At 54.6% G+C, this 23775-nt stretch carries 28 protein-coding genes; 16 read left to right on the top strand and 12 right to left on the bottom strand.

Annotation, left to right across the window (positions count from 1 at the left end; translation table 11 throughout):
* Window positions 1-80 precede the first annotated feature (80 nt).
* Together NHG65_RS11835 and NHG65_RS11830 are read left to right on the top strand one after the other, a co-directional pair.
* Entirely contained in the window at window positions 81-560 is a 480-nt protein-coding gene (locus tag NHG65_RS11835) for an MEKHLA domain-containing protein (RefSeq protein ID WP_499183366.1), read from the top strand.
* A 70-nt stretch (window positions 561-630) separates the two neighbouring features.
* A complete protein-coding gene (locus tag NHG65_RS11830; protein WP_207977080.1) occupies window positions 631-1131 on the top strand; it encodes a cupin domain-containing protein in 501 nt (166 codons plus the stop codon).
* Here the strand turns inward: NHG65_RS11830 and NHG65_RS11825 are convergent.
* Entirely contained in the window at window positions 1096-1950 is an 855-nt protein-coding gene (locus tag NHG65_RS11825) for an aminoglycoside phosphotransferase family protein (protein ID WP_499183365.1), read from the bottom strand. The genes NHG65_RS11830 and NHG65_RS11825 overlap by 36 nt on opposite strands.
* Window positions 1951-2093: 143 nt before the next feature.
* On the opposite strand from NHG65_RS11825, the gene NHG65_RS11820 reads away from it, so the two are divergent.
* Together NHG65_RS11820 and NHG65_RS11815 are read left to right on the top strand one after the other, a co-directional pair.
* Window positions 2094-2471 (top strand): RidA family protein, encoded by a 378-nt coding sequence (locus tag NHG65_RS11820; protein ID WP_099061838.1) that lies wholly within the window; start codon window positions 2094-2096, stop codon window positions 2469-2471.
* Window positions 2472-2585: 114 nt separating this feature from the next.
* Complete coding sequence (locus NHG65_RS11815) at window positions 2586-2855, top strand: hypothetical protein (RefSeq protein WP_176979215.1); 270 nt, start codon at window positions 2586-2588, stop codon at window positions 2853-2855.
* Here the strand turns inward: NHG65_RS11815 and NHG65_RS11810 are convergent.
* Window positions 2852-3247 (bottom strand): nuclear transport factor 2 family protein, encoded by a 396-nt coding sequence (locus NHG65_RS11810; protein WP_099061836.1) that lies wholly within the window; start codon window positions 3245-3247, stop codon window positions 2852-2854. The genes NHG65_RS11815 and NHG65_RS11810 overlap by 4 nt on opposite strands.
* Window positions 3248-3480: 233 nt before the next feature.
* Between NHG65_RS11810 and NHG65_RS11805 the strand changes: the two genes are divergently transcribed.
* From NHG65_RS11805 to gstA, 4 genes are all read left to right on the top strand, one after another.
* A complete protein-coding gene (locus NHG65_RS11805) occupies window positions 3481-4146 on the top strand; it encodes an HD domain-containing protein (protein ID WP_099061835.1) in 666 nt (221 codons plus the stop codon).
* Between the two features lie 97 nt (window positions 4147-4243).
* A complete protein-coding gene (gene yjbD, locus NHG65_RS11800) occupies window positions 4244-4510 on the top strand; it encodes a DUF3811 domain-containing protein (RefSeq protein ID WP_085116604.1) in 267 nt (88 codons plus the stop codon).
* A 204-nt stretch (window positions 4511-4714) separates the two neighbouring features.
* Window positions 4715-5599: a 4-hydroxy-tetrahydrodipicolinate synthase gene (dapA, locus tag NHG65_RS11795; protein WP_129934808.1), complete on the top strand. Its 885-nt coding sequence runs from the start codon at window positions 4715-4717 to the stop codon at window positions 5597-5599.
* A gap of 92 nt (window positions 5600-5691) precedes the next feature.
* The gene (gene gstA / locus NHG65_RS11790) at window positions 5692-6297 is read left to right on the top strand and encodes a glutathione transferase GstA (protein ID WP_112347504.1); all 606 of its coding nucleotides are present in this window, start codon (window positions 5692-5694) and stop codon (window positions 6295-6297) included.
* A 51-nt stretch (window positions 6298-6348) separates the two neighbouring features.
* Here the strand turns inward: gstA and pdxY are convergent, their stop codons facing one another.
* From pdxY to anmK, 5 genes are all read right to left on the bottom strand, one after another.
* On the bottom strand, window positions 6349-7209 hold the full coding sequence (gene pdxY, locus NHG65_RS11785; RefSeq protein ID WP_207977082.1) for a pyridoxal kinase PdxY: 861 nt from the start codon (window positions 7207-7209) through the stop codon (window positions 6349-6351).
* 65 nt (window positions 7210-7274) lie between these two features.
* Window positions 7275-8549, bottom strand: coding sequence for a tyrosine--tRNA ligase (tyrS, locus tag NHG65_RS11780; protein ID WP_261284452.1), 1275 nt, complete (start codon window positions 8547-8549; stop codon window positions 7275-7277).
* A 139-nt stretch (window positions 8550-8688) separates the two neighbouring features.
* A complete protein-coding gene (gene pdxH / locus NHG65_RS11775; RefSeq protein ID WP_099061829.1) occupies window positions 8689-9342 on the bottom strand; it encodes a pyridoxamine 5'-phosphate oxidase in 654 nt (217 codons plus the stop codon).
* Between the two features lie 87 nt (window positions 9343-9429).
* On the bottom strand, window positions 9430-9732 hold the full coding sequence (locus tag NHG65_RS11770; protein WP_099061828.1) for an MliC family protein: 303 nt from the start codon (window positions 9730-9732) through the stop codon (window positions 9430-9432).
* A 45-nt stretch (window positions 9733-9777) separates the two neighbouring features.
* Entirely contained in the window at window positions 9778-10899 is a 1122-nt protein-coding gene (gene anmK, locus NHG65_RS11765) for an anhydro-N-acetylmuramic acid kinase (protein ID WP_499183364.1), read from the bottom strand.
* 367 nt (window positions 10900-11266) lie between these two features.
* On the opposite strand from anmK, the gene NHG65_RS11760 reads away from it, so the two are divergent.
* Complete coding sequence (locus tag NHG65_RS11760) at window positions 11267-11731, top strand: outer membrane lipoprotein (RefSeq protein WP_099062075.1); 465 nt, start codon at window positions 11267-11269, stop codon at window positions 11729-11731.
* Window positions 11732-11817: 86 nt separating this feature from the next.
* On the opposite strand, the gene slyA is transcribed toward NHG65_RS11760, so the two are convergent.
* On the bottom strand, window positions 11818-12252 hold the full coding sequence (gene slyA, locus NHG65_RS11755) for a transcriptional regulator SlyA (protein ID WP_099061826.1): 435 nt from the start codon (window positions 12250-12252) through the stop codon (window positions 11818-11820).
* Between the two features lie 180 nt (window positions 12253-12432).
* Between slyA and NHG65_RS11750 the strand changes: the two genes are divergently transcribed.
* From NHG65_RS11750 to NHG65_RS11740, 3 genes are read left to right on the top strand one after another with little or no spacing between them, the layout of a single operon-like run.
* Window positions 12433-12669 carry a DUF1656 domain-containing protein gene (locus tag NHG65_RS11750; protein ID WP_170925021.1) on the top strand — a complete coding sequence of 79 codons (237 nt, stop codon included), beginning with the start codon at window positions 12433-12435 and terminating at the stop codon, window positions 12667-12669.
* Window positions 12670-12672: 3 nt separating this feature from the next.
* Window positions 12673-13530 (top strand): efflux RND transporter periplasmic adaptor subunit, encoded by an 858-nt coding sequence (locus NHG65_RS11745; protein ID WP_099061825.1) that lies wholly within the window; start codon window positions 12673-12675, stop codon window positions 13528-13530.
* A gap of 9 nt (window positions 13531-13539) precedes the next feature.
* Complete coding sequence (locus NHG65_RS11740; RefSeq protein ID WP_099061824.1) at window positions 13540-15573, top strand: FUSC family protein; 2034 nt, start codon at window positions 13540-13542, stop codon at window positions 15571-15573.
* 9 nt (window positions 15574-15582) lie between these two features.
* On the opposite strand, the gene sodC is transcribed toward NHG65_RS11740, so the two are convergent.
* Window positions 15583-16104 (bottom strand): superoxide dismutase [Cu-Zn] SodC, encoded by a 522-nt coding sequence (sodC, locus tag NHG65_RS11735; protein ID WP_261417586.1) that lies wholly within the window; start codon window positions 16102-16104, stop codon window positions 15583-15585.
* Between the two features lie 240 nt (window positions 16105-16344).
* Here sodC and NHG65_RS11730 point away from each other — a divergent pair, with 240 nt between their 5' ends.
* Entirely contained in the window at window positions 16345-18192 is a 1848-nt protein-coding gene (locus NHG65_RS11730; protein ID WP_499183363.1) for a polyurethane esterase, read from the top strand.
* Between the two features lie 40 nt (window positions 18193-18232).
* On the opposite strand, the gene NHG65_RS11725 is transcribed toward NHG65_RS11730, so the two are convergent.
* From NHG65_RS11725 to NHG65_RS11715, 3 genes are all read right to left on the bottom strand, one after another.
* Complete coding sequence (locus NHG65_RS11725; RefSeq protein ID WP_099065742.1) at window positions 18233-19129, bottom strand: aldo/keto reductase; 897 nt, start codon at window positions 19127-19129, stop codon at window positions 18233-18235.
* Window positions 19130-19228: 99 nt separating this feature from the next.
* Window positions 19229-19468 (bottom strand): DUF1289 domain-containing protein, encoded by a 240-nt coding sequence (locus NHG65_RS11720; RefSeq protein ID WP_099065741.1) that lies wholly within the window; start codon window positions 19466-19468, stop codon window positions 19229-19231.
* 21 nt (window positions 19469-19489) lie between these two features.
* Window positions 19490-20419, bottom strand: coding sequence for a LysR substrate-binding domain-containing protein (locus NHG65_RS11715; protein ID WP_198642483.1), 930 nt, complete (start codon window positions 20417-20419; stop codon window positions 19490-19492).
* A gap of 141 nt (window positions 20420-20560) precedes the next feature.
* On the opposite strand from NHG65_RS11715, the gene NHG65_RS11710 reads away from it, so the two are divergent.
* The 3 genes from NHG65_RS11710 (at window position 20561) to NHG65_RS11700 (ending at window position 23711) form a co-directional block, all read left to right on the top strand.
* On the top strand, window positions 20561-21202 hold the full coding sequence (locus NHG65_RS11710) for an NAD(P)-dependent oxidoreductase (protein WP_112347518.1): 642 nt from the start codon (window positions 20561-20563) through the stop codon (window positions 21200-21202).
* A 147-nt stretch (window positions 21203-21349) separates the two neighbouring features.
* Window positions 21350-22987 (top strand): phosphoethanolamine transferase EptA, encoded by a 1638-nt coding sequence (gene eptA / locus NHG65_RS11705; protein WP_099065738.1) that lies wholly within the window; start codon window positions 21350-21352, stop codon window positions 22985-22987.
* A gap of 103 nt (window positions 22988-23090) precedes the next feature.
* Window positions 23091-23711, top strand: a complete 621-nt coding sequence (locus NHG65_RS11700) for a TetR/AcrR family transcriptional regulator (protein WP_112347520.1) — start codon at window positions 23091-23093, stop codon at window positions 23709-23711.
* Window positions 23712-23775: the final 64 nt, after the last annotated feature.

Here is a 23775-nt window from a genome sequence, read left to right as displayed (position 1 = left end):
TATGTTCCCCCTTCGGCGATCTTCTGCTTAACTGAGAGGGGGAACGATTGTTGCCCCTCGGGACCGTTAAGGGAGCCTTTATGCCATCTTCCGCGCAGATTGACCTGATTCAACAGATAGATGTCGCGTACCAACACTGGACTGGCGAAGGCCTGCCCGGCCCACAGGCGGCTACCGTCGAACGCTTCCCCTGGCTACATCAGCAGGCCCCCTACAGCCTGCTGGCTCACACCGGCGGCGGTGACCCGGTGTTTATCTATGCCAACCACTGTGCTCACCAGTGCTTTGGCTATTCCTTCGATGAGTTTATCGCGTTGCCTTCGCGGTTAAGTGCATCCCCGGCGGACCGCGCAGAGCGCCAGCAATTACTGGATACGGTGACTCGGCAAGGTATTGCTCAAGGCTATCGCGGCCTGCGAGTCGATAAATTCGGTGACACCTTTACTATTTATGATTGCGAGGTGTGGCAGATCCCAAATGGAGGTCAGGCCGCGCTGTTCTGGCCACAACCCAAACGCCGACCGGGCTGGTATAACCACCCGGAACATGCAAATCGATAAAGGCTGGAGGCCGTGCTGCTGCCGGTTTCGCCATTGTTAACGATTAAGTGACAATGTCACGAGGATAGTCATGAATGACCCTGCCGCGCTGCTTGCCCAGCGCCTGATCCGTAACTTCGAACAGGTTGAAAAAACGCACGATTCCCGCCCGCCGCTGTATGACAGCATAGGTGCCCGTTTGGGTACCGGCACTGCCGCCAGCAAGCTGGGGGCTTCCATCGATATCGTGGCACCGGGCATGCGTTCCTGCCCTTATCACTTTCACTATGCACAGGAAGAAATGTTTATCGTACTGGAGGGAACCGGCACTTTACGGGTGGCTGGCGAACACCTGCCAATTAAAAGCGGTGACATGATTTTTATCCCGCCGGGGCCGGAATACCCACATCAGATCATCAACAGTTCTGACGCGCCGTTGAAATACCTCTCCATCAGCACCCGCGAACAGCCAGAACTGGTGGAATATCCGGACTCAGGCAAGTTTCAGGCGACGGCGCTGCATGAGGGTGAACCGGTGCGCTATGTGCAACGTCCTTCAGCCTCGCTCGATTATTGGCAGGATGAACCCTGAGTCCCCTTCCGGTAGCGGGAGGTCCAACGCGCGTGCGGCCTGTTCTGCGACACGGAAATCGATATCCGCTGCCTCTCCATCCTCCATAAACCAGGCCGCGGACAACCCGGCCCAGGCGAGGATCCACTGCAGCAGACGCTGGCGATCCAGCCCGGCCAGTTGGCAGACTTGCTCTACCCGGCGGAGAAAAATATCGGGGTCGGTAGCAATACCGTAATTGGGGTTACAGAAGATATTGGCGTAGTCGAAGGCGCGTTCGCCATACAGACGTTTAGGGTCGATCACCAACCAGCCGCGCTCGCCGAAGTCCAACACGTTGTCATGGTGAATGTCGCCATGCAGCACGCTCAGTTCACGCGGACTGGTCAGCAGCTCCGCCGCCACCGTGGCACTGAGACGCAGCATGCCGCCGTGCGCCTGCGCCGCCGGCCACAGCGAGTTAAACCACTGATCTAAAGGGATCAGCTCCGGCAAAGGCTGAGCGCGCGGCGCATGCAGACGGGCAATCACCTGACACAGGATCGCCGTCGCCTGCCGATCGTCGCCGTCTCGCACCATCTGCGGCAGTGAGAGGCCACCTTGCGCGCGCTCCAGCAAAATACCGTCGTCATGCCAGGCCAACACTCGCGCAGCGCCTTCGCCCTGCCACCAGCACATCAGTAGTCCGCCGAACTTCTCTTCCTGTTCGCGGGCAATTTTCAGCATGGCGGCGCCCCCCTGATAGCGTACCGGCATCAGCAGGCTGCTGTGAGTTTCAAATGCCGGGCCGTCGGGCTGCAACTGCCAACGTTGCATATAGGGAATTAAGACCTGATTCATTACCCTGAAACGTCCTTCACAGTTATAAATGAATGTTAGTGATATTATTTAAAAGCAATAAGTCTCGGCGTACTTCCGATGTTCACCACTCCATCCTAACCAAGTTTGTTTACTTTTTTAATTAATCTCTCGGGGTTTTTACCATGACATCATTAAAGCGCATTAATTATCCGCAATTGCCGACGCCGGGCGGACCCTATGTCCATGCGGTGCGCCATGGGGATACGCTGTATATTTCCGGACTGACGGCATTTGCCACCGAGGCTCAGGGGCAAAGCACGGCGCAACAGGCGCAGGCGATTATTGAGCAGTTGGCGACTATTGCCGCCGACGAAGGGACCAATCTCAAGGCGCTGATTAAAATAACGGTGTTTTTAACCGATATCGGCGATCTGCAGGCCGTACGACCGGTGCTGTTTGATTATTTTGATGGGGCGCTACCGGCCTGTTCACTGGTCGCGGTCAGCGCATTGTTCTCACCGCAGGTCAGCGTTGAGATCGAAGCCGTCCTGGCGTTATAAGATAAGGGCGCTATAGCCCGCCCTATGAAAACCGACCCGGCGCACGTTTGTCTTTACCACCTTCAGGAGACTTCTGTTAATTTATCCTAAGAAATTTATTACCGACGAGACGTTATGCAACAAAAGCCGGTTATGCACGAAGCCAGACAGTTAAAGCGCCTCAACGCCGCCACGCGACGGCAATCCCATATGTACAAGTGGATTGCCTTTATCGCGGCGATGGACGCGGTGCTGGTGTTTTTTTATGACCGGGATATGCGCAACATTACCTTTTCAGGCGCTGTCACACTGGTATGCGGCTATTTGTGGATCCGCGATCGCAACAAGGCACGCGCTTACCGACGGGAGTACGATCGCAAATTTGGCAAACACAGCGGCCTTTAGCCCTGCATGGCTTCCAGCACTTTTGCACTGTCAACGATTTGCACAAACTTGATGATTTTTCCGGCGCGCAACTGATAAATATGTGCAAAGGATGCGGTGAATGATTTGCCGGTCGCGCCATAGGTGCCATGGTAGAAGCCCTGGGCGATGACGTTCTCACCGGCATCATAGAAGTGATCGACTTCGGCGCGATAACCCTGCCATTCCGTTCCCAGGCGCTGATGAACATTTTTGAAGATCGCCTCTGGGCCAATATAGGTGCCAGCGTAGGGAAAGCCTGCGGCTTCGGTCCATTGCGCGTCTGGCGCCAATGCCGCCAGCAGGTTGCGGCCATTCTCTTCGGCACTGCCGCCTTCATAGGTAGCGCGTACGATTTCAAGATTCGTTGACATGGCTTTTCTCCAGTTGCATAAGCGGGATACTCCGGCCAACCCCACGGACACAGGCTTACACCAAGCGGGGATGACCGGAATAGGGACATTCTAGGTTGCTTATTCCGGTATAAAAACCGCGATTACGGCAATAGTCTGTTGCAATACAGTAAACAATCCTTTTACAGATCTGTCATAACCGCCTCATCGTCGGCTGCTATGATTTTAGGTTTGCCACCCATAAGGAGCATAGCGTGCATTTTTCAACCCTGGCACAGGAATTGCTGCAGCCGTTTTCACCTCATCAAGAATTGGCCCAGGCACTGTTGCCACTGACTCTCGATTCCGATGACGGCTCACATGACGTGGCTCATTTGCACCGCGTGTGGAAAAATACTCACACTATCAGCCAGCAGGAAGGCGGTAACCGCCGCGTGCTCTGTGCGGCCGTGCTGTTACATGATTGTGTGGCGGTGGAAAAGAACTCGCCACAGCGCCATCTGGCCTCACGCATGGCGGCGGAAAAAGCCACCCTGATGTTGACGCAACTGGGCTGGGAGCCGCAGGAGATCGCCAAAACCGCCCATGCTATCGAGGCCCACAGTTTCTCCGCCGCCATTACCCCGGAAACGCTGGAAGCCAAAATACTTCAGGATGCCGACCGCCTGGACGCCATCGGCATGATTGGCGTGGCGCGCTGTTTCTATATTGGCGGGCGTATGCGCAGCGCATTGTACGATGCTGCCGATCCGCTGGCACAGCAGCGCCAATATGACGACAAGCGTTTTTGTCTGGATCACTTCGAAACCAAACTGTTCAAGTTGCAGGAAGGTTTTCAAACCGCGACCGGCAAGAAAATGGCGCTGGAACGCACCGAGCGCATGCGGCGTTTTCTCAGCGAGTTGCAGGAAGAGATGTGACAAGCTGGCTCTCTCGGCATTTAGGTTACGGCAGCGGCATCTTCGGGCCTTTAATTGCTGTACACTGGTTGTCATCTTCACTGACCAGGCTACAACAATGAAAAAACTGACGCTGAAAGACATGACAGAAAGCGAGCAACGTGAAGTTAAAACCGAGCTGGATAAAGCACGCAAAAACCTCGGCCGTGCATTAACCAACGCCGAAAATAACAAGATCAAAGATGAAGTGGTGGCACGCATTACTGCCGCCCGAGCGAAAATTGAAAAAGCCACCCGGGCCGAGCGTAAAGCCAATCGCATCCAGCCCACCGGTGAAACCTTCAACTGGACGGCCTCGATGAACAGCACCCGCCGCCCCCGCTAAGACCGCCAGAAAACCCTGCCAAGGCGGGGTTTTTTATTTCCCTTTTTTATTAGCCAAACTCATCTGCACGACTTAATCATGAATAACCATGTTATCAAGCGGTTGTAAATTGACAGCCTCATGCAGAATATTCATTATCAGCGCATCATCTCCTCGCTTGTTTTCTTATCTGGCTTCTTATTGCTCGCACTGAAGGAACTTACTATGGCCTCATTTTCCGGTATTTGGGTGGCGCTGGTTACCCCATTTAATCATCACGCCGTCGACCTGCCTGCGACCCAACGACTGGCTCAACATCTGATCGCCTCTGGCGTCGATGGGTTGGTGGTCTGTGGCACTACCGGTGAGGCAGCCGCGTTAAGCCAGGACGAGCAGTTGGCAGTGCTCGATGCAGTGTTGGCCGTCACCCCGGCTCATCAGGTGGTTATGGGCCTGTCCGGCAATAACATGGTCGACACCTTGCAAATGCAGCAGGCGATCCAACTGCGTGATATCGCCGGCGTATTGATCCCTGCCCCTTATTATATTCGCCCATCGCAATGCGGCCTGGTGGACTACTTCACCCAGCTTGCCGATGCCTCAAGCGTGCCGGTGATCCTCTACAACATTCCGCAACGCACCGGTATTGTGATCGAGCTGGCTACCCTGCGGCAGATCGCGCGTCACCCGCAAGTGAAAGCGATCAAAGAGTGTAGCGGTAATCCTGACACCATGATGGCGCTGATTAATGACGGTGACATCGACGTACTGACCGGTGAAGATAACCTGATCCTCACTACGCTGTGCCTGGGCGGCACCGGCGCAATTTCTGCCTCTGCACACATTCACCCGCAGCGCTTTGTACAGCTGGTACAACAGGTCGCAGAGGGAGATTTGATTGCCGCCCGGGCAAATTTCTATGCCCTGCTGCCGATGATCCACCAGATGTTCAGCTTCCCTAATCCGGCACCGGTCAAAGCGGCGCTGGCACAGCAGGGGTTGATTCACAATGAGTTACGCTCACCCATGCAAGCCGTGCCGCAGGCGTTGCAACAGCAAATTGCCGATACCCTGGCGCAGTTGCAGCCGCAGGCCGAACTGATAAGTTAAATTTGTCGATTAAACCGCTGTAATTTTGACGTTATAGAGCTAGGATCACAGGTTAAGCATGCCTGTCACTCATCACTATCAAGGAGCTTTCGATGAAACTGTTCTATAAAGCCGGTGCCTGTTCTCTGTCTCCCCATATTGTTCTGCGCGAAGCGGGCCTGGATTTCACAGCGGAAAAGGTTGATCTGGCGCTGAAAAAAACCGAAAGCGGCGCGGACTACCTGGCCATCAACCCGAAAGGACAAGTGCCGGCGCTGCTGCTGGATGATGGCAGCCTGTTGACCGAAGGCGTGGCGATTGTGCAATATCTGGCGGACCGCGTGCCGGATCGCGGCCTGATCCCCGCTGCAGGTACGCTGTCGCGTTATCATGCGATTGAATGGCTGAACTATATTGCCACTGAGTTGCACAAGGGATTCAGCCCACTGTTTAACCCAAAAACGCCTGATGAATACAAAACCATCGCGCGGGAAAAACTGGACAAGCAGTTCGACTATCTGGATTCAGTGTTGGCGAAGCAGCATTTCTTGTTGGGCAACAAGTTCAGCGTGGCGGATGCCTATTTGTTCACCGTGATGCGTTGGGCCATCGCCCTGCAGTTTGATATCAAAAAGCGCACCCAGCTTTCGGCCTATTTTGATCGCGTGGCCGCACGACCAGCCGTAGATGCGACCTTGAATGCGGAAGGTTTGAAATAATATCTGCGCCCCGGCGCGACAATCCGCCGCCGGGGCACTTCGTCAGCAAAGTTACAGTTTTACCGCCTTAAACTCGCAGCCCGGCTGCACAATACGATCCTGAGCCGCGACCACCTGCAATTCATACTCACCCATGGCCTGAGTCGTCAGCATCACCTCATACACCGCCGCCGTCACGTGCTCCAGCGCTTTGTCCAACGCCTCGCCCTTCAGCAAATTAACCAACAGCAGACCGCTGGTGAGATCACCGACACCGACCGGTTGACGCTCGCCGAAATCTACCAACGGACGGCTGATGTGCCAGGCTTGGTCTGCCGTAACCAACAGCATCTCGAAACAGTCGAGATGGTAACCGGCGCGGCTAAGATGCTTGACCAGCACCACTTTCGGCCCTTTGGCGATCAACTCGCGTGCAGCACTAACCGCCTGCTCCACGTTGCTCACGGTGCGCTGGCTCAGCAATTCCAGTTCCAGCAGGTTGGGGGCAATCATGTCACTGCACGGCAACGCCTGCTGACAGTGAAACTCTGCCACACCCGGCGCTACGATACAGCCCTTTTCCGGATGACCCATCACCGGATCGCAGAAGTACCAGGCGTTCGGATTGGCCAGCTTGACCTGGCGTACAATCTCCAGGATATGGCTGCCCTGCTCCGGCGAACCGATATAACCACTCAGTACGGCATCGCAATGCTTCAGTTGGTCAATATCCGCAATGCCCTGAGCAATCTCCGTCAGATGGCTGGCCGGCATCACGCAACCGGTCCACTTGCCGTACTGGGTATGATTGGAAAACTGCACGGTGTTCAGCGACCAGACGTTAACGCCCATACGACGCATCGGAAACTCAGCCGCGCTGTTGCCTGCATGGCCAAATACCACATGGGATTGAATAGAAAGAATGTTTTTCATCAAAAACCTACTCTGAGGCCTTAAAAATAAAGGGGCCACTGAGGGCCCCTTTGCTGTAATTTTGATTACTTCCAATCGACCAGGCAGTAATGCTTTTTGCCGCGGCGCAGCAGTGTGTAGCGACCGAACAGGCGATCGGCATCGCTGAAGCCGTATTCGGCGTTGGACTGTTTCTCACCGTTGATGGTCACCGCATTGGAACCGATCATGGTGCGAGCCTGACCACGGGAAGGTACCAGTTCGGCATTCACCAGCGCCTGTTGCAGATCGGCGTCACCATCAAGCTTGATGGTCGGCATGCCGTCCTGCGCCAACTGGGCGAAGTCTGCTTCGGTCATCTCGTGCAGCGCGCCAGAGAACAGGCTCTGGGTGATACGCTTGGCCGCGGCCAAACCTTCCGCCCCGTGTACCATACCGGTCACTTCTTCTGCCAGAACATACTGGGCGCGTGGCGCTTTACCGCTGTTCTTGTCTTCTTCTTCCAGCGCGTTGATCTCGGCCAGATCCATAAAGGTGAAGAACTTCAGGAAGCGGTATACGTCGGCATCGGCCGTGTTGATCCAGAACTGGTAAAACTTGTACGGACTGGTTTTTTCTGGTGCCAGCCAGACTGCGCCGCCTTCGGTCTTACCGAATTTGGTCCCGTCGGCCTTGGTGATCAACGGTACGGTCAGGCCGAATACCTGTTGCTGGTGCATGCGGCGAGTCAGATCGATACCGGAGGTGATATTGCCCCACTGGTCGGAACCGCCGATCTGCAGTTCAACCTGATGACGGTTGTACAGTTCGGAGAAGTCATAGCCCTGCAACAGGTTGTAGGAGAACTCGGTGAAAGAAATGCCCGAGTCGTCACGGTTCAGACGCTGCTTCACCGCTTCCTTGTTGATCATCTGGTTGACGGAGAAATGCTTGCCAATATCACGCAGGAAGGTCAGTACGTTCATACCGCCGAACCAATCGTAGTTGTTGGCGGCAATTGCGCTGTTGCTGCCGCAGTCGAAATCGAGGAACGGAGAAACCTGTTTGCGGATTTTATCCACCCACTCATTCACCGTCTCGGTGGTGTTCAACTTGCGCTCAGCCGCTTTGAAGCTCGGGTCACCAATCAGACCGGTGGCACCGCCAACCAAGGCTACCGGCTTGTGCCCGGCGAGCTGGAAGCGCTTCAGGCACAACAGAGGAACCAGATGGCCCAAATGCAAGCTGTCAGCGGTCGGATCGAAACCGCAATACAGTGCAATTGGCCCTTGCGCCAGTCGCTCTGCTAACGCTTCTTCATCCGTAACCTGGGCAACGAGGCCCCGCTCTTGCAGTTGTTTAATCAAGTTGCTGCTTGCCATCAATGACTCCATGTATAAACGAATGCACCTTTGTCGGTACACGACCTTTCGCCCACTGGCGAAATATTAAATTCAGAATAACGCATAGAATAAAGCGCCGGCGACATCAGTGCCAGCGCTTAAGGGGGATTTTCGCTGTTCAGGGTGCCAGTCGGTCAATTTTCCAGTCATTCCCGTCCCGCTGATACAGGAAACGGTCATGCAGACGGTTGGCACCGCCCTGCCAGAACTCGACGGAATCGAAATTAACCCGGAATCCACCCCAGAAACTCGGCAGTGGCACTTCGCCCTGTTGGAATTTTTGCTTCAGTTCGAGGAATTTGCTCTCCAGCACGCCACGCGCTGAAATACGCGATGACTGCTGCGACACCCAGGCACCGATCTGGCTGTCTTTCGGCCGGCTGGCGAAGTATTTCATCACTTCGAACGTGGACAAGCGCTCTGCTTTACCGAGGAAAATCACCTGACGGTCGAGCATGTGCCACGGGAACAGCAGGCTGATGTGCGGGTTATTCGCCAGTTGCTGAGCTTTGCGACTCCCCAGGTTGGTGTAGAACACCAGCCCTTTGTCATCAAAATGCTTGAGCAACACAATACGCTGGTAGGGCTGGCCGTTTTCGTCCACCGTCGCCACACACATGGCGGTCGGATCGGCCAGACGGGCGTCACAGGCCTGTTTCAGCCAATGTTCGAACAGTTCCAGCGGATTGGCGGACAGATCGTTACGGCGCAGGCCGCCACGGGTATATTCGCGGCGCAGGTCCGCAACATCAAATTCATTATTTTCAATCATTCGGTTATCAACCAACTGAAAAATCGTGATTCTATTCTGCGCCAGCGGCGTCAGGATCTCAATCGCTCTGACGCCGCACCGGCCTGATCAATTCGTCAACGTACAATCGCTCATGATCACTTTGCCATTGCGCTCAAGATAGGCATTTTGGCCCTTCGACCAAAAGGTATATTTACCGTCGCTGTATTTTGCACCGGACATGGCCAGTACCTGTTTCAGCTTCAGTTGCTCACCGTCCATCAACATGCTGACGGTGCTCTCGTTACCGTCCAGTGACACCGTTAACGGCGTAGTGCCGCACTGGTAATGCAAGGTCTGGCTGTTTTGCGGCAGAACATAACTGCAGCCAGCCAGCGCCAGTACGCCAGCGGCAATGATGATTTTTTTCATGCTGTTGCTCCTTAGGGAAATCTATCGATTTCTATCCTAACAGAGCTAGCGACCCCCTAAAGGCAAAACCGGATAAATCCCACCCAGCAGGGTCTCACGGCTGGCGCCGGTGACCGAAGGCAGGTTACCGGGCTGCCCGGACAAGGTACGAAACGCCAGCCAGGCAAAGGCCAAAGCCTCCATATCATCACCGCTGATGCCGAAATCGTCTGTCAGGCACACTTCGGTACCCGGCAGCAGCGCAGACATCCGCGCCATCAGCAAGCTATTACGCGCACCGCCGCCACAGACCAGCAAACGCTCGCAGCCCCCTGCCAACTGAACCTGTTCGCAAATGGTGATTGCCGTCAGTTCTGTCAGCGTGGTTTGCACATCAACCGGGCTTATCGCCGCCAAACCCGCGAACTGACGCTCCAGCCAGGCTGCGTTAAAATATTCTCGCCCGGTGCTTTTCGGTGCCGGCAGTGCGAAGTAAGGATCGGCCAACATCTGTTGCAACAGCGGTAAGCATACGCGTCCTTCCATCGCCCAAGCGCCGTCCTTATCGTAAGGCTGCGAGTGATGACGCCATATCCAGGCATCCATCAGCATATTGCCCGGCCCGGTATCGAAGCCACGTACCGCAGCCCCCGGCAACAACATCGACAGATTGGCGATGCCGCCGATATTCAGCACCATACGACGCTCTACCGGATGCGCCAGCAGCGCCTGATGAAAGGCAGGCACTAACGGAGCCCCCTGGCCGCCGTAGGCCATGTCACGTCGGCGGAAATCACCAACGGTGGTGATATTGGTCAACGCGGCAATGCGATTATTGTCACCCAGCTGCATAGAGAAACGCGCATCCCCCTCCGGTTCGTGCCAGACCGTCTGCCCATGACAACCGATGGCAGTAATGTCGTGCGCCGCCACACCGGTTTGCTTCAGCAAGCCCAGTACGGCCTCGCCAAACAGCGTGCCAAGCTGTGCATCCAGCCGCCCCACAGCAGAAAGCGTGGTCTGCTGGCCCTGACACATCCCGAGAATATCCTGCTTCAGTTGGATTGGCATCGGATGGCTGTAACTGGCCTGTTGCGCAACCATACGTCCATCGATCGCAGCGAGCACCACGTCGACGCCATCCAGACTGGTGCCAGACATAACACCTATATAGCGGCCTGACTTCATAGCGACATCCTTTACCCTTTACGGGGAAGCAAAATTTTGACCTGACAAATAAACCAGAATTGCCACATTAACGCCATGAATTATGTTGTATTTTTTCACCTCTGTGAGCAATGTGCCTGTTTCCTGCCAGAGCCACATATTGATAACTACGGTTAAACAGTGGTTCAACCCGCAACGTATTTTCTTTCGACGCTGTTATAAAGCTAAACCACCGTTTAATATTGGTTGAACAGAGCAAAGTTAAGCTGCGTGCAGTAGCGGGTCATGGTGATGTGCGTGCGTTTAGGCCATACTTTGTCTATCATTTTTATGAATCTGGCCTGGAAAGGTTCCCCAGGTTATGGACTACTACCAACAGGAGTTTTATATGATCAAGCGTCTTCTCGTCGTTGCCATCGCCGCAGTTACGCTGGCAGGGTGTGCCAATGATTCCATGTCCGGCGACGTTTATTCCGCTTCGCAGGCCAAACAGGTGCAAACCGTGACTTATGGCACGCTGGTTTCTGTGCGCCCGGTCAAGATCCAGGGTAGTGAAACATCGAACACCATTGGCGCCATCGGCGGTGCCGTGCTGGGTGGTTTCCTCGGTAACACCGTTGGCGGCGGCACAGGCCGTAGCCTGGCAACGGCAGCCGGTGCGGTAGCGGGTGGCGTTGCCGGTAACAGTATCGGTGAAGCAGCCGGTCGTACTACAGGCTATGAGCTGGAAATCAAGACCGACCAGAAAGAGAACATCGTGGTGGTTCAGAAGGCAGGCGACACCAAGTTCAGCCCAGGGCAACGCGTTCGTATGGCTCGCACTGGCGATACCATTACCGTATCCCCGCTGTAAGCTGATTCTAGCAGGTAAACCGGAGGCTTTAGGCCTCCGGTTTCATTTCCGATGCTGTGAAATCAAATCGAAAAAAGAAGAAATTATTATTGTTTATTTTGCAGTTCAGTGATGTTTTGTTCCAACTTGCCAATCAAACCCACCAGCAGATGCACTTCATCGGTGGTAATTCCGCTCAAAATTTCACCTCGCGTAGAACTGATGACACTGTCCACTTCCCGGATAATCGGGTCGGCCGCTTCGGTCAGTTTGATACGCTTCGCACGCCGGTCATTGGCGCAGGTGTGGCGAGTAATCAACCCCTTCTCTTCCAGTTGGTCCAGCGTACGAACCAATGACGGTTGCTCAATGCCGATCGCCTTGGCCAGTTGGATCTGCGACTGCTCCGGTGGCAAACGATTGATACTGTGCAAGGTTACCCAGTGTGTTTGCGTGAGCGCCAGTGGCTTGAGCCGATGATCAATGAGCGCGCGCCATACACGAACTAATCGTGCTAAATCTGAACCTAATGTTGACTCCACTTACCCCTCCTTATAATTAGCATGCTAACATACCCTCCCAGAGCTTAGACTATTTTGAGTAACAAACATTAAAAACACAAATGTATATAATGTATATTGTGGAAATAGCCACCATTTTGATCTGTTATTGTTTATTCTCTATGCAAAGACTCAACATATTCACTCATCGGGATTGTTAATGTGAATACTTCATGGCTTCATGCCTCGTCCCCGCTACCCGATTTGGTGCTGGGCGCCTCGCTTTATTTTCCACCCATATTTAAGGCTGTGTTGCTTGGCCTGGTTTTATGGTTACTGGTACACCACCTGCTGCGAGACTGGATTTATTCCGGCGAAATTTGGCATCCCATGCTGATGGATTTGTCTATTTTCGTCATTGCCGTCAGCGGCTCCCTGTGGCTTTTAGCGAGTTGGTAACTGATGACGCATAAAACTTTAAAATATTTTTCTACGGTAATCGTCTGCGCCATTGCCATCTGTGCCGGTTGGTGGCTATGGAATTATTATATGCAATCCCCGTGGACCCGTGACGGAAAGGTGCGCGCAGAACTCGTCAATATCACGCCAGAAGTATCTGGAAGATTAGAGAAAATAACCGTTCATGACAATCAGTTCATACCTGCGGGAAGTCTGATTTTTACGATCGACCCGGTTCCATACCAGATTGCGCTCGACAATGCTGAGGCCGCGCTGGCAAAAGCGCAGTCAGATATGGCCAAGGCCGACCATGAGGCGGCACGCCGTCGCGGCCTGCCGAAAAATGTTATTTCTGCCGAAGACATGGACGAGTCAAATTTAGCGGCCCAGGCAATGAAAGCTTCGTATAAAGCCGCGCAAGCTAATCTGGAACAGGCCAAATGGAATTTAAGTAAAACTAAAATTTTCGCCCCTACCGACGGCTATATCACCAATTTACAGGCACGGGTTGGAAACTATGCCAGTGCCGGAACCCCACTGGTCGCACTGGTTGATGTGCACTCTTTTTATGTACTCGGTTATTTTGAGGAAACCAAGCTAAAACATATAAAAGAAGGCAATCAGGCGGATATCGTTTTATATAATGGCAACATCCCGCTCCAGGGCGAAGTGGAGAGCATTGGCCGAGCCATTTACGATCAAAGCGTCGACAGCAGCAGTGATTTATTAATGGACGTAAAGCCCAACGTGCCCTGGGTACGTCTGGCGCAACGCGTACCGGTGCGGATAAAACTGCTGAACGTGCCCGCCGATTTGCCCTTGGTGGCCGGCACCACCTGCACCATCTCCATTCATCAGTAAGGCTAACCAGTGAATCTGCCTTTTTTGGAATGGAACCGCACGCCCTGGGGGAAAGCCACCGGCGGGCAATGGCGCTATGCACTGCGCAATTCGCTGGCGATGTGCCTGTCACTGTGGGTGGCTTTTGTTCTCAATCTTGACGAACCCTACTGGGCGCTAACCTCGGCGGCGGTGGTCAGTTTTCCTACCGTCGGCGGCGTGATCAGTAAAAGCATCGGTCGTGTTTTCGGTAGTCTGGTCGGAGCCGCCGCCTCGGTGGCGATTGCCGGCCATTGCCTGAACGATCCCTGGTTGTTCACCCTGTTTATTGCCGCCTGGATTGGCCTGTGCACCTACATTTCCAATCATTATCAGAACAATGTCTCCTACGCCTTTGCGCTGGCGGGCTATACCGCCGCCATCATCGCCTTCAGCACGGTCAACGTGACCGACACCCAGCAAATCTTTGATATCGCCCAGGCGCGCGTTTGCGAAGTGATCACCGGTATTCTGTGCGGTGGTCTGATGATGATGATCCTGCCCAGCACCTCGGACGGTGAAGCCCTACTGACCTCACTGCGGCGCATGCACCTGCGGTTGCTGGAGCATGCCGCCATGCTGTGGCAACCGGAAATTACCGTGCAGATGCGTACGTCGCACGAAGGAGTCATCGGCCAGATCCTGACCATGAACCTGCTGCGTATTCAGGCATTCTGGAGCCACTATCGGCTGCGTAGGCAAAATAACCTGCTCAATTATATGTTGCATCAGCAGCTGCGTATTACCAGCGTGATCTCCAGCCTGCGCCGCATGCTGTTAAACTGGCCGGATCGCCCGGCCAATCTGGCGAGCGTGCTGGATCAACTGCTGAACGAGCTGCGCAGTCCTGATACCGATAAATATCGGCTGGCCCGTATTCTGCAGCAAATCGCCCCGCAGGATCCTGCCGACTACCGCCACCGCGCCTTCTGGTTGCGGCTACGGCATTTCTGCTGGCTGTATCTGAATTGCAGTCGCTGGCTGCTGCGGCTGGAAAACGCTACCCCGGTCAGCGATATCCAACCGCCGCATGTGACCTCTCTGGCACGCCACACAGATAGCTACGAAGCCGCCTATAACGGGTTACGCACCTTTTTGTGCATTGTCCTCGGCTGTGCTTACTGGATTAACACCCAATGGGAAGCCGGGAGCTCCGCTTTGACGCTGGTCGCCATCAGTTGCGTGCTCTATTCCTCCACGCCTTCGCCGATCAACAGCATCACGACTTTGCTGAAGGCGGTGACGCTGCTTTCGATCGTCTGTTTTATGGTGAAGTTTGGCCTGATGATCCAGATAGATGATTTGTGGCTGTTCTGCGCCTTCCTGTTCCCGGTGCTGGTGACCATGCAGATGCTCAAGCTGCAGAATCCCCCCTATGCCGCGCTTTGGGGGCAACTGATCGTGTTTATGGGCTCGTTTCTGTCCGTCACCAATCCACCGAGTTACGATTATCAGTCGTTTATCAATGACAGCCTTGGCAAAATTGTCGGCGTCCTGTTGGCCGGTATGGCGTTCCAAATCTTGCGGCCCAGTTCGGACAAACGCAAAAGCCGGCGCATTATCCGTGCCCTGCGACGCGACTTTATCGATCAACTGAGCAAAAAGCCGCAGCAGAGCGAGAGTCGGTTCGAATCGCTGATTTATCACCGTATCAGCCAATTGAATCAAAGCAAGGATCAAGAGGCACGCAGTTGGTTATTGCGCTGGGGCGTGGTGCTGCTCAACTGCAGCCATATCGTTTGGCAACTGCGCGACTGGCAGACCCGCTCCGATCCACTCTCGGCGGTGCGAGATGTTTGTATTCACTGCCTGCGGGGCATTATGACGGAGAAAGGCGTACAGCACAGTTCACTGGACGCCAGCTTGCAGGAACTGCAACGCATGAGTCGTGCACTGGCGCACCACCCGGAACAGGCGGCGCGCGATCTTGCCGGCTTAATTTGGCGACTTTACTGTTCGTTGCAACAGTTACAGCAGGCGATCACCCCGCCTGACAGTACAGCAGCGGTCCCCGCCTCACGCTAACCGGCTTTATCATTTAATGACACCGCAGGCGAAACGCTCCCCTCCGCCGCCCAGAGGTTTAGGCTGGTCGGAATGGTTATCACCGCCGGCGTGCACCATCAGCGCCTTACCGGTTATTTCGCTGATTTTTTTCAGCCGCGGTGCCAACACCGGATCGCTGGCCATGCCGTCATTCGTTACGTAAATTGCCGGCAGGTCTCCCAAATGGCCATCGGCATAGGGGCCAAGGTGTTTACCGGTTTTTTGCGGATCAAAATGGCCGCCCGCCGCCAATGCCGCAACCGCCTTGCCCTCTTTCATTCCCGGCTCGCAACTGCCGTTCTCGTGAACGTGAAAACCGTGCACCCCGGCTGGTAACGCTTTGAGCTGTGGCGTAAACAGCAGGCCATAAGGCGTTTCACTGATTGTCACTTTGCCAATTTCCTGACCTATTCCCTGTCCGGTCACCAGATTCATGTCAACATCCACCGTTGCCGCCTGAGCGGCTCCGCAGGCCATCAGGCCGAAGGCCGCATACCAATAATGTTTCATTAATTAATCTCCCTGAACTCACTGTGAGCATTCAAGTATAGGGGAAGCTGTAAGCCACCGCTCAAAACGCACACAATTTTGCCGATCAAATTCGCATTCTTAATAATTCATACTAATAATAATTCTACCGATGTCGGTCCTCTGACCAGCTGCCGTTCGGTATACCTTACCTACCGACACAAGCTGCAATAGCTATTCAAAGATCAACCCGGCAATGCAGCGAATTCATAAGGAACTGATATGGGAATCTTTAATTATCAAGATCTCGATGATGCGAAGTCCAAAGTATTGTTTAGTGACGCCTTGGCAATTTCTACTTACGCCTATCACAATATCGACAATGGATTTGATGAGGGCTACCACAATACCGGATTCGGTCTGGGCTTACCCCTGACGTTGGTGACAGCGCTGATTGGCAGCACGCAATCACAGGGCGGATTACCCGGTATTCCCTGGAACCCCGACTCGGAAAAAGCGGCGCTGGAAGCGGTCAATAACGCCGGTTGGTCATTAATTGGCGCTGACCAATTAGGCTACCAGGGTAAGACCGATGCCCGTGGTACCTATTATGGCGAAACTCTGGGCTACACCACCGCCCAGGCTGAAGTACTGGGGAAATATGACAGCGAAGGCAACCTCACCGGCATTGGCATTGCTTTTCGTGGTACCAGCGGGCCGCGGGAATCCCTGATTACCGATACCATCGGCGATCTGATCAATGACTTGTTGGCGGGATTTGGCCCTGCCGGTTATTCCGATAACTACAGCCTGAAGGCCTTTGGCACCCTGCTGGGCGACGTCGCTAAATTCGCCCAGTCAAACGGGCTGAGCGGCGATGACGTGACCATCAGCGGACACAGTCTCGGTGGGCTGGCGGTGAACAGCATGGCGGCACTCAGCGACGACAACTGGGGCGGTTTCTATGCGCAATCCAGCTATGTGGCATTCGCATCCCCTACGCAATACGAAACCGGCGGCAAGGTGATTAATATCGGCTATGAAAACGACCCGGTATTCCGCGCACTGGACGGCACAAACCTGACGTTGGCCTCCTTAGGGGTGCATGATGCGCCGCAGGAGTCCGCCACCAATAATATCGTTAATTTCAACGACCATTACGCCCCTGATGCCTGGAATATTCTGCCCTTCTCGATCCTGAATATTCCGACCTGGCTATCCCACCTGCCGTTCTTTTATCAGGACGGCTTGATGCGAGTATTAAATTCAGAGTTTTACTCGCTGACCAGTAAAGACTCGACGGTGATTGTCTCCAACCTCTCCGATGTGACTCGCGGCAATACCTGGGTTGAGGATCTCAATCGCAACGCCGAGCACCACAGCGGCCCAACCTTTATTGTGGGTAGCGACAGCAATGATTTAATCAAGGGCGGTGCCGGTAATGATTATCTTGAAGGCCGTGCCGGCAATGACACTTTCCGTGACAGCGGCGGTTTTAATATTATTTCCGGCGGCGAAGGCAATAACACCCTGGATCTTCAGCATACCTTGAAAAATAGCGAGGTCGCCTACGACGGTAATACGCTCTACCTGCGCGATGCCAAAGGCGGCATCACTCTGGCAAGTTCGATTAATACGCTGAAAAGCAAAGAATCAGCACTGCTGATTTTTACCAAAGACGTTGAGCACCAGGTGACCGACAGCGGATTGCGATCCGACAAAGGGTTGACCGCCTATGCCAGTTCGGCCAACGGCAGCGCTGCCGATGACACCCTGACCGCCAAGGCTTCCGGTTCCTGGCTGTTCGGTCTGGAGGGCAATGACCAACTGTTCGGTGGCAAAGGTAATGATGTCTTTGTCGGCGGTGCCGGTAACGACGTTATGCACAGTCAGGGCGGCAGCAACACCTTCCTGTTCAGTGGCGACTTTGGTCAGGACCAGATTTACGGCTATCAGGCGCAGGACAAGCTGGTGTTTATCGGGACCGATGGCAGCAGCGCGGGCGGTAACTTCCGCGATTTTGTTTCTGAAGTGAACGACAATCTGGTGTTTAACTTCGGCGGTAATACGGTCACGCTGGTCGGTCAGGGGCTGAGCAGCCTGTCTGACGGCCAGGTGGTACTGGCGTAAAAAAACCGGGCAGCCTGGGCTGCCCGGCTTCTTGGGCCGATTAAGGCACGTCGTAACCCAGTGCAGCTTTACGGATACGGAACCACTGTTGGCGGTTCAGCGTCAATTGCTGCGCCTTCAGCGCCGAACGCACGCGTTCAATCTTACCGGAGCCAATGATCGGCAACGGTGCCGACGGCAAACGCATCACCCAGGCATACACCACCTGTTCAATCGTCTCGGCACCGATTTCTTGCGCCACCGCCTGCAGCTCATCGCGCAGCGGCTGGAACTCGGCATCGTTGAACAGGCGACCGCCCCCCAGACAGGACCAGGCCATCGGCTTGATACGCAATTGCTGGCACTGATCCAGGGTGCCGTCCAGAATGGCCGGCTGATGAATTGGCGAGATCTCAAGCTGATTGGTCACCAGTGAGAACGGCAGGCGCGACTGCAACAGGGTGAACTGCGTGGTGGTGAAGTTGGAGACGCCGAAGTGGCGTACCTTGCCGCTTTTATGCAGCGCCACAAAAGCCTCGGCCACCTCATCGGCATCCATTAACGGATCCGGACGGTGGATCAACAGCAGGTCAAGATAATCGGTATGCAGATGCGCCAGCGAACGTTCCGCGCTGTAAACGATATGTTCGCGATCGGTAATGTAATGGCCGATCGGATTACCCGGTTTGGCGGTGGTGGCGATGCCGCACTTGGACACCAGTTCCATCGACTGACGCAGCGAAGGCTTCAGGCGCATCGCTTCACCAAAGGCTTGTTCGCAGGCATAGCCGCCGTAAATGTCCGCATGGTCGGCGGTGGTCACACCCAGCTCAATATGCTGCTCAATGAACGCCAGCAGCTGCTGCGGCGACATCCCCCACTCCATCAAACGCCAGTATCCGCAAATCATGCGGGAAAATTCAGGCCCCTGCGGCGCGAGTTGTATACGGTTTACCATTGTTGAAACCTCAAGACATTGTTTAATGCCAGCATACACAAGCGGATAACGCGGTGGGAAGCGAAAAGCCGCGCTTACGTGCGGCAGATCAGAAATGACTTAGAACAGAGAGGGTTGTTCCGGCAAGGGTTCGTCGGGCTGTTTATTGGCTCGTTGCAGGCGCAGGAAACGCTGGTGACACAAACGTATCACGTCTCGTTTTTGCGCATCGCTCATTTGCATCCAGCCAAAGCGTTCCTCGCGGCTGCGCAGGCAGCCACGGCAAAAACCGCGATCGTCGGCCTGACAAATGCCGCGACACGGGCTGGGGATGTCAAAAAACTCGAGCTGCTGCGCCACACGTCCTCCTGCGTTCTTTTCCTAATTGAAGACGCCATCGGCGCCGCTGGCAAGTGACTTTTCGGCATGACGGTGAAAATAGTCGCGTAAATAACGCAACGCCTGACGATTTTTCTCTGGCATTGCCCGTTCGAGCGTCATCGCATGCAGCCGCAGAGGTGCCGGTCGCCATTCAGGCATCAGTTGGATCAGTTCGCCGCGCTGCAGTTCATCTTCAATTTCATACAGCGGTTGAATCGAGATCCCCAGTCCGCTGCGGGTAAAGGCGCGCATCACGTTCATACTGTCGCTGACGATTTGCCCTTCCGCCAGGCGCAACTTTAACTGTTGCCCGCCCTGATGATGTAAATCCAGATGTGCGCCGCTGAAAGCCCCCGAGATCCACCGGTGCTGCACCAGGTCCTGCGGCGTCTCCGGCACCCCATGTTGGCTGAGATAGCGTGGTGCGGCACACAGCACCATTGGCCATTCGGCCAGCGGATGGGCGATCATATTGGCGTCGGCCAGTTGACGGTTGACTCGCAGCGCAATGTCGATCCGATGTTCAATCATATCGATAATCCGGTCGTCCGCCAGCACCCGCAGCGTCAACTTGGGATGGGCCTGCAGCAGCGGTGCCATTGCCTCCGCCAGCGGGCGGCCACCAATACCAATGGTTGTGGCGATACGCAACTCCCCTACCAGAGTGTCACGCAGTTCCGCCAGCCGCTGTTCGGCCTGCTGCGCCTGAAACAGCATCGCCTCACAGCCAGGATAGAACGCCGATCCTGCTTCGGTCAGCGCCAACCGCCGCGTCGAACGGTGCAACAACGGCACGCCGAGCGATTTTTCCAGCGACCGCATATGCTGGCTGACCGCCGACGGCGTCATGCCCAGCCGCCGGGCCGCTCCGGCAAAGGAACCTTCTGCCACCACGGTAGCGAATACCGCCATTCGATTCAGTTTATCCACGATTATGAAGTTTTACTTAATCAAGAAAGCATGAATATGGCACTAATCAGCTCTATTGTTAAGTACTACAGTGTATATAGCCGCTCAGGTCAACCAGGCCTGAGACAAAACACTGAACCTATTCCTGACAGGAGCAAACAGATGAAAGTAGCCATTATTGGAGCAACCGGTTTTGTTGGCCGCCGCGTGGTGGATGAAGCACTGGCCCGTGGCTTACAGGTCACGGCGATTGCTCGTCAGCCAAAAGACTTGCCGGACAATGCCAACCTGACCGTCGCACTGGGTGACGTCGCCGATACCGAATGGCTGGCGAAACAGCTGACCGGTCAGGACGCGGTGATCAGCACCTTTAACCCGGGTTGGGCAGAAGAGAATTTGTATGAAAAAACCACCCGTGGCTCGCAACAAATCCTGGACGCGGTGAAAAAATCCGGCGTCAAACGCCTGCTGGTGGTTGGCGGTGCCGGCAGCCTGGAAGTGGCACCGGGCGTGGAACTGGTAGATACCCCGCAGTTCCCGGAAAATATTCGCCCAGGCGCGCAGGCCGTGCGTGATTTACGCAACAAGCTGCGCAATGAATCTCAACTCGACTGGACCTATTTGTCCCCAGCTGCACTGCTGGAACCCGGCAAACGCACCGGTCAGTTCCGTCTCGGCACCACCCAATTGTTGATGAACGGCCAGGCTCCGGCCAGCATCTCGGTAGAAGACCTGTCGGTTGCTATCCTCGATGAGATCGAAAAGCCGCAGTTTATTAAAGCGCAATTTACCGCCGCCTACTAAGCCCCCCGCGCCAGACCACCCGGTCTGGCGCCTCTAACCTAAACCAAAATTAAACGCCCCCGCAACGATTCTGAATCTCTAAGGTTTTCTTAAGTTTCATCCTGTAAATTTCAGCGCATTACACAATATCAGGATTCAGATTTGGCAATGTCGTTACGTCAACGCTTACAGTGCAACAGCCTGGGTTTTATCCTCGCCAGTGCCTTATTCTTCACTCTGTTCCAGAACGCGTTATTCCTTCATAAAGCCTGGTCGTATATCACCTTTGATAACGTCCATAGCGTGATTTTCGCCGCCACCATGCCGGTGGTGATTTTCTGTGCGCTGAATATTATTTTCAGCGTGCTGACCGTGCCGTTCCTGCGCAAACCGCTGATGATTTTCTTCCTGCTCGGCAGCGCGGCCGCCAACTACTTCATGTTCAGTTACGGCGTGGTGATTGATGGCAACATGATGCAGAACGCCTTCGAAACCAATCCCCAGGAAGCGACGGCGCTGTTAACGCCGCGCATGGGGCTGTGGCTGACCCTGCTCGGTATTCTGCCTGCAGTATTGGTTTGCTTTGTCGACATCCGCAAAACTCGTCCATGGTGGTACATGGTCGGGCTGCGCGCCGCCAACGTAATGCTCTCGGTGGTGGTGATCCTGATTATCGCCGCGCTGTTTTATAAGGATTACGCCTCGCTGATCCGCAATAACAAAAGCGTGGTGAAAATGCTGACGCCGTCGAACTTCGTTTCCGGCACCATCAAATTTACCCAGCAGCGTTACTTCACCCGTAATCTGCCGCTGGTGAAAATCGGTGAAGATGCACACAAAGGGCCACTGATTACTGCGCAACAAAAGAAAACCCTGGTGATCCTGGTGGTGGGGGAAACGGCGCGCGCCGAGAACTTCTCTTTGGGTGGCTATGGGCGTGAAACCAACCCACGGCTGAAGCAGGACGACGTGGTGTACTTTAAAAATGCCAGCTCCTGCGGCACCGAAACCGCCATTTCTGTGCCTTGCATGTTCTCCAACATGCCGCGCAAAGATTACGATGCCACCCAGGCGACTCATCAGGAAGGCATGCTCGACGTAATGGCGCATGCCGGTGTCAATGTGTTGTGGCGTGAAAACGATGGCGGATGCAAAGGTGCCTGCGATCGCGTGCCGCACGTGGACATGACCAAGTTGAAACTACCGCAGGATTGCGACGGCGACGTCTGCATGGATAACGTGCTGCTGTATAAACTGAACGACTATATCAACGGCCTGAAAGACGACGGCGTGATAGTACTGCACCAGATGGGCAGCCACGGGCCGGCCTATTACCGCCGCAGCACGCCGGAATTTCAGAAATTCTCGCCGACCTGCAACAGTAATCAGATCCAGGATTGCACTCACGAGCAGTTGGTGAATACCTATGACAATTCACTGTTGTATACCGATGCCATGCTGGACGACACCATCAAGCTGTTGCAACAGCACAGCGACAAGTTCAACACCGCGCTGGTGTATCTTTCCGACCACGGTGAATCGCTGGGTGAAAATGGCATGTATCTGCACGGCACGCCTTACGTGTTTGCCCCAAGCCAGCAGACCCACGTTCCTTTCCTGATGTGGATGTCTGCGGACTATGAGCGCAACTTCAAGGTGGATCGCCAGTGCCTGAGTAACATGGCGGAAAAGGAGGATGTCTCGCAAGACAACCTGTTCCACACCCTGCTTGGCATGCTGAACGTGCAGACCCGTGAATATCAACCCCAGTTGGATATTCTGCAACGCTGCCGGGGTGCAGCCTGAGGGCTTAACTTCCCGCCTCTGTTAGGGCAAAATAAGCATCATTATAACCGGCATTTCACTGCCGGTTTTTTTATTGCTATTGACCTAGACCAATCGGTCTATTATGCTGACACCCATTATGACTAAACATGCGCATTGCCCTACAGATACTCGTGAACATTTGCTCGCTACCGGCGAGACCCTAAGCCTGCGCCTTGGTTTTACCGGCATGGGGTTGAGCGAATTGCTGAGCACGGCGGGCGTGCCGAAAGGCTCGTTCTACCACTACTTCCGTTCAAAAGAAGTGTTTGGCGAAGCGATGCTACAGCGTTATTTCGAGCACTATGATGCGGCAATGCAACAGCTGTTTACCGACGATAAAAGTGATGCACGCCACCAGTTGTTGAGTTATTACGCTCAGGCGATCAGCTACCACTGCCGCAGCGAATGCCATAACGCCTGCCTGGCGGTCAAGCTATCGGCCGAGGTGAGCGACCTGTCGGAACCCATGCGTCATGCACTGGAAACCGGCAGTGCCCGGGTGATTGGTCACCTGCAGGATACGATTGAACGCGGTATCCGCGAAGGGTCATTGTCGATAGCCATGAGCCCGGCGGCTACCGCAGAAACGCTGTATTCACTGTGGCTTGGCGCTTCACTGCGAGCCAAAATCCGCCACTCGGTCGCCCCACTGACCAGCGCGCTGGAAAGTATTGAACTGTTGTTGCGCCCGGCGCAGCGCTAAAAAACACTTTGGTTTATCAAGAATTACCCTGTTGGGCAGTTCTACATTCGCTACTAGTCGACCG

It is taken from the genome of Serratia myotis (genome assembly GCF_027474885.1).
Lineage (GTDB): Bacteria > Pseudomonadota > Gammaproteobacteria > Enterobacterales > Enterobacteriaceae > Serratia > Serratia proteamaculans.
The sequence above is the reverse complement of the archived record's forward strand: the minus strand, read 5'-3'. Positions and strand labels throughout refer to the sequence as shown.

Excerpts from the sequence above, each read along its gene's own strand:
- NHG65_RS11835 (WP_499183366.1), top strand. The coding sequence starts at position 81 with ATGCCATCTTCCGCGCAGATTGACCTGATTCAACAGATAGATGTCGCG.
- NHG65_RS11830 (WP_207977080.1), top strand. The coding sequence starts at position 631 with ATGAATGACCCTGCCGCGCTGCTTGCCCAGCGCCTGATCCGTAACTTC.
- NHG65_RS11825 (WP_499183365.1), bottom strand. The coding sequence starts at position 1,950 with ATGAATCAGGTCTTAATTCCCTATATGCAACGTTGGCAGTTGCAGCCC.
- NHG65_RS11820 (WP_099061838.1), top strand. The coding sequence starts at position 2,094 with ATGACATCATTAAAGCGCATTAATTATCCGCAATTGCCGACGCCGGGC.
- NHG65_RS11815 (WP_176979215.1), top strand. The coding sequence starts at position 2,586 with ATGCAACAAAAGCCGGTTATGCACGAAGCCAGACAGTTAAAGCGCCTC.
- NHG65_RS11810 (WP_099061836.1), bottom strand. The coding sequence starts at position 3,247 with ATGTCAACGAATCTTGAAATCGTACGCGCTACCTATGAAGGCGGCAGT.
- yjbD (WP_085116604.1), top strand. The coding sequence starts at position 4,244 with ATGAAAAAACTGACGCTGAAAGACATGACAGAAAGCGAGCAACGTGAA.
- dapA (WP_129934808.1), top strand. The coding sequence starts at position 4,715 with ATGGCCTCATTTTCCGGTATTTGGGTGGCGCTGGTTACCCCATTTAAT.
- gstA (WP_112347504.1), top strand. The coding sequence starts at position 5,692 with ATGAAACTGTTCTATAAAGCCGGTGCCTGTTCTCTGTCTCCCCATATT.
- pdxY (WP_207977082.1), bottom strand. The coding sequence starts at position 7,209 with ATGAAAAACATTCTTTCTATTCAATCCCATGTGGTATTTGGCCATGCA.
- tyrS (WP_261284452.1), bottom strand. The coding sequence starts at position 8,549 with ATGGCAAGCAGCAACTTGATTAAACAACTGCAAGAGCGGGGCCTCGTT.
- pdxH (WP_099061829.1), bottom strand. The coding sequence starts at position 9,342 with ATGATTGAAAATAATGAATTTGATGTTGCGGACCTGCGCCGCGAATAT.
- NHG65_RS11770 (WP_099061828.1), bottom strand. The coding sequence starts at position 9,732 with ATGAAAAAAATCATCATTGCCGCTGGCGTACTGGCGCTGGCTGGCTGC.
- anmK (WP_499183364.1), bottom strand. The coding sequence starts at position 10,899 with ATGAAGTCAGGCCGCTATATAGGTGTTATGTCTGGCACCAGTCTGGAT.
- NHG65_RS11760 (WP_099062075.1), top strand. The coding sequence starts at position 11,267 with ATGATCAAGCGTCTTCTCGTCGTTGCCATCGCCGCAGTTACGCTGGCA.
- NHG65_RS11745 (WP_099061825.1), top strand. The coding sequence starts at position 12,673 with ATGACGCATAAAACTTTAAAATATTTTTCTACGGTAATCGTCTGCGCC.
- sodC (WP_261417586.1), bottom strand. The coding sequence starts at position 16,104 with ATGAAACATTATTGGTATGCGGCCTTCGGCCTGATGGCCTGCGGAGCC.
- NHG65_RS11730 (WP_499183363.1), top strand. The coding sequence starts at position 16,345 with ATGGGAATCTTTAATTATCAAGATCTCGATGATGCGAAGTCCAAAGTA.
- NHG65_RS11725 (WP_099065742.1), bottom strand. The coding sequence starts at position 19,129 with ATGGTAAACCGTATACAACTCGCGCCGCAGGGGCCTGAATTTTCCCGC.
- NHG65_RS11710 (WP_112347518.1), top strand. The coding sequence starts at position 20,561 with ATGAAAGTAGCCATTATTGGAGCAACCGGTTTTGTTGGCCGCCGCGTG.
- eptA (WP_099065738.1), top strand. The coding sequence starts at position 21,350 with ATGTCGTTACGTCAACGCTTACAGTGCAACAGCCTGGGTTTTATCCTC.
- NHG65_RS11700 (WP_112347520.1), top strand. The coding sequence starts at position 23,091 with ATGCTGACACCCATTATGACTAAACATGCGCATTGCCCTACAGATACT.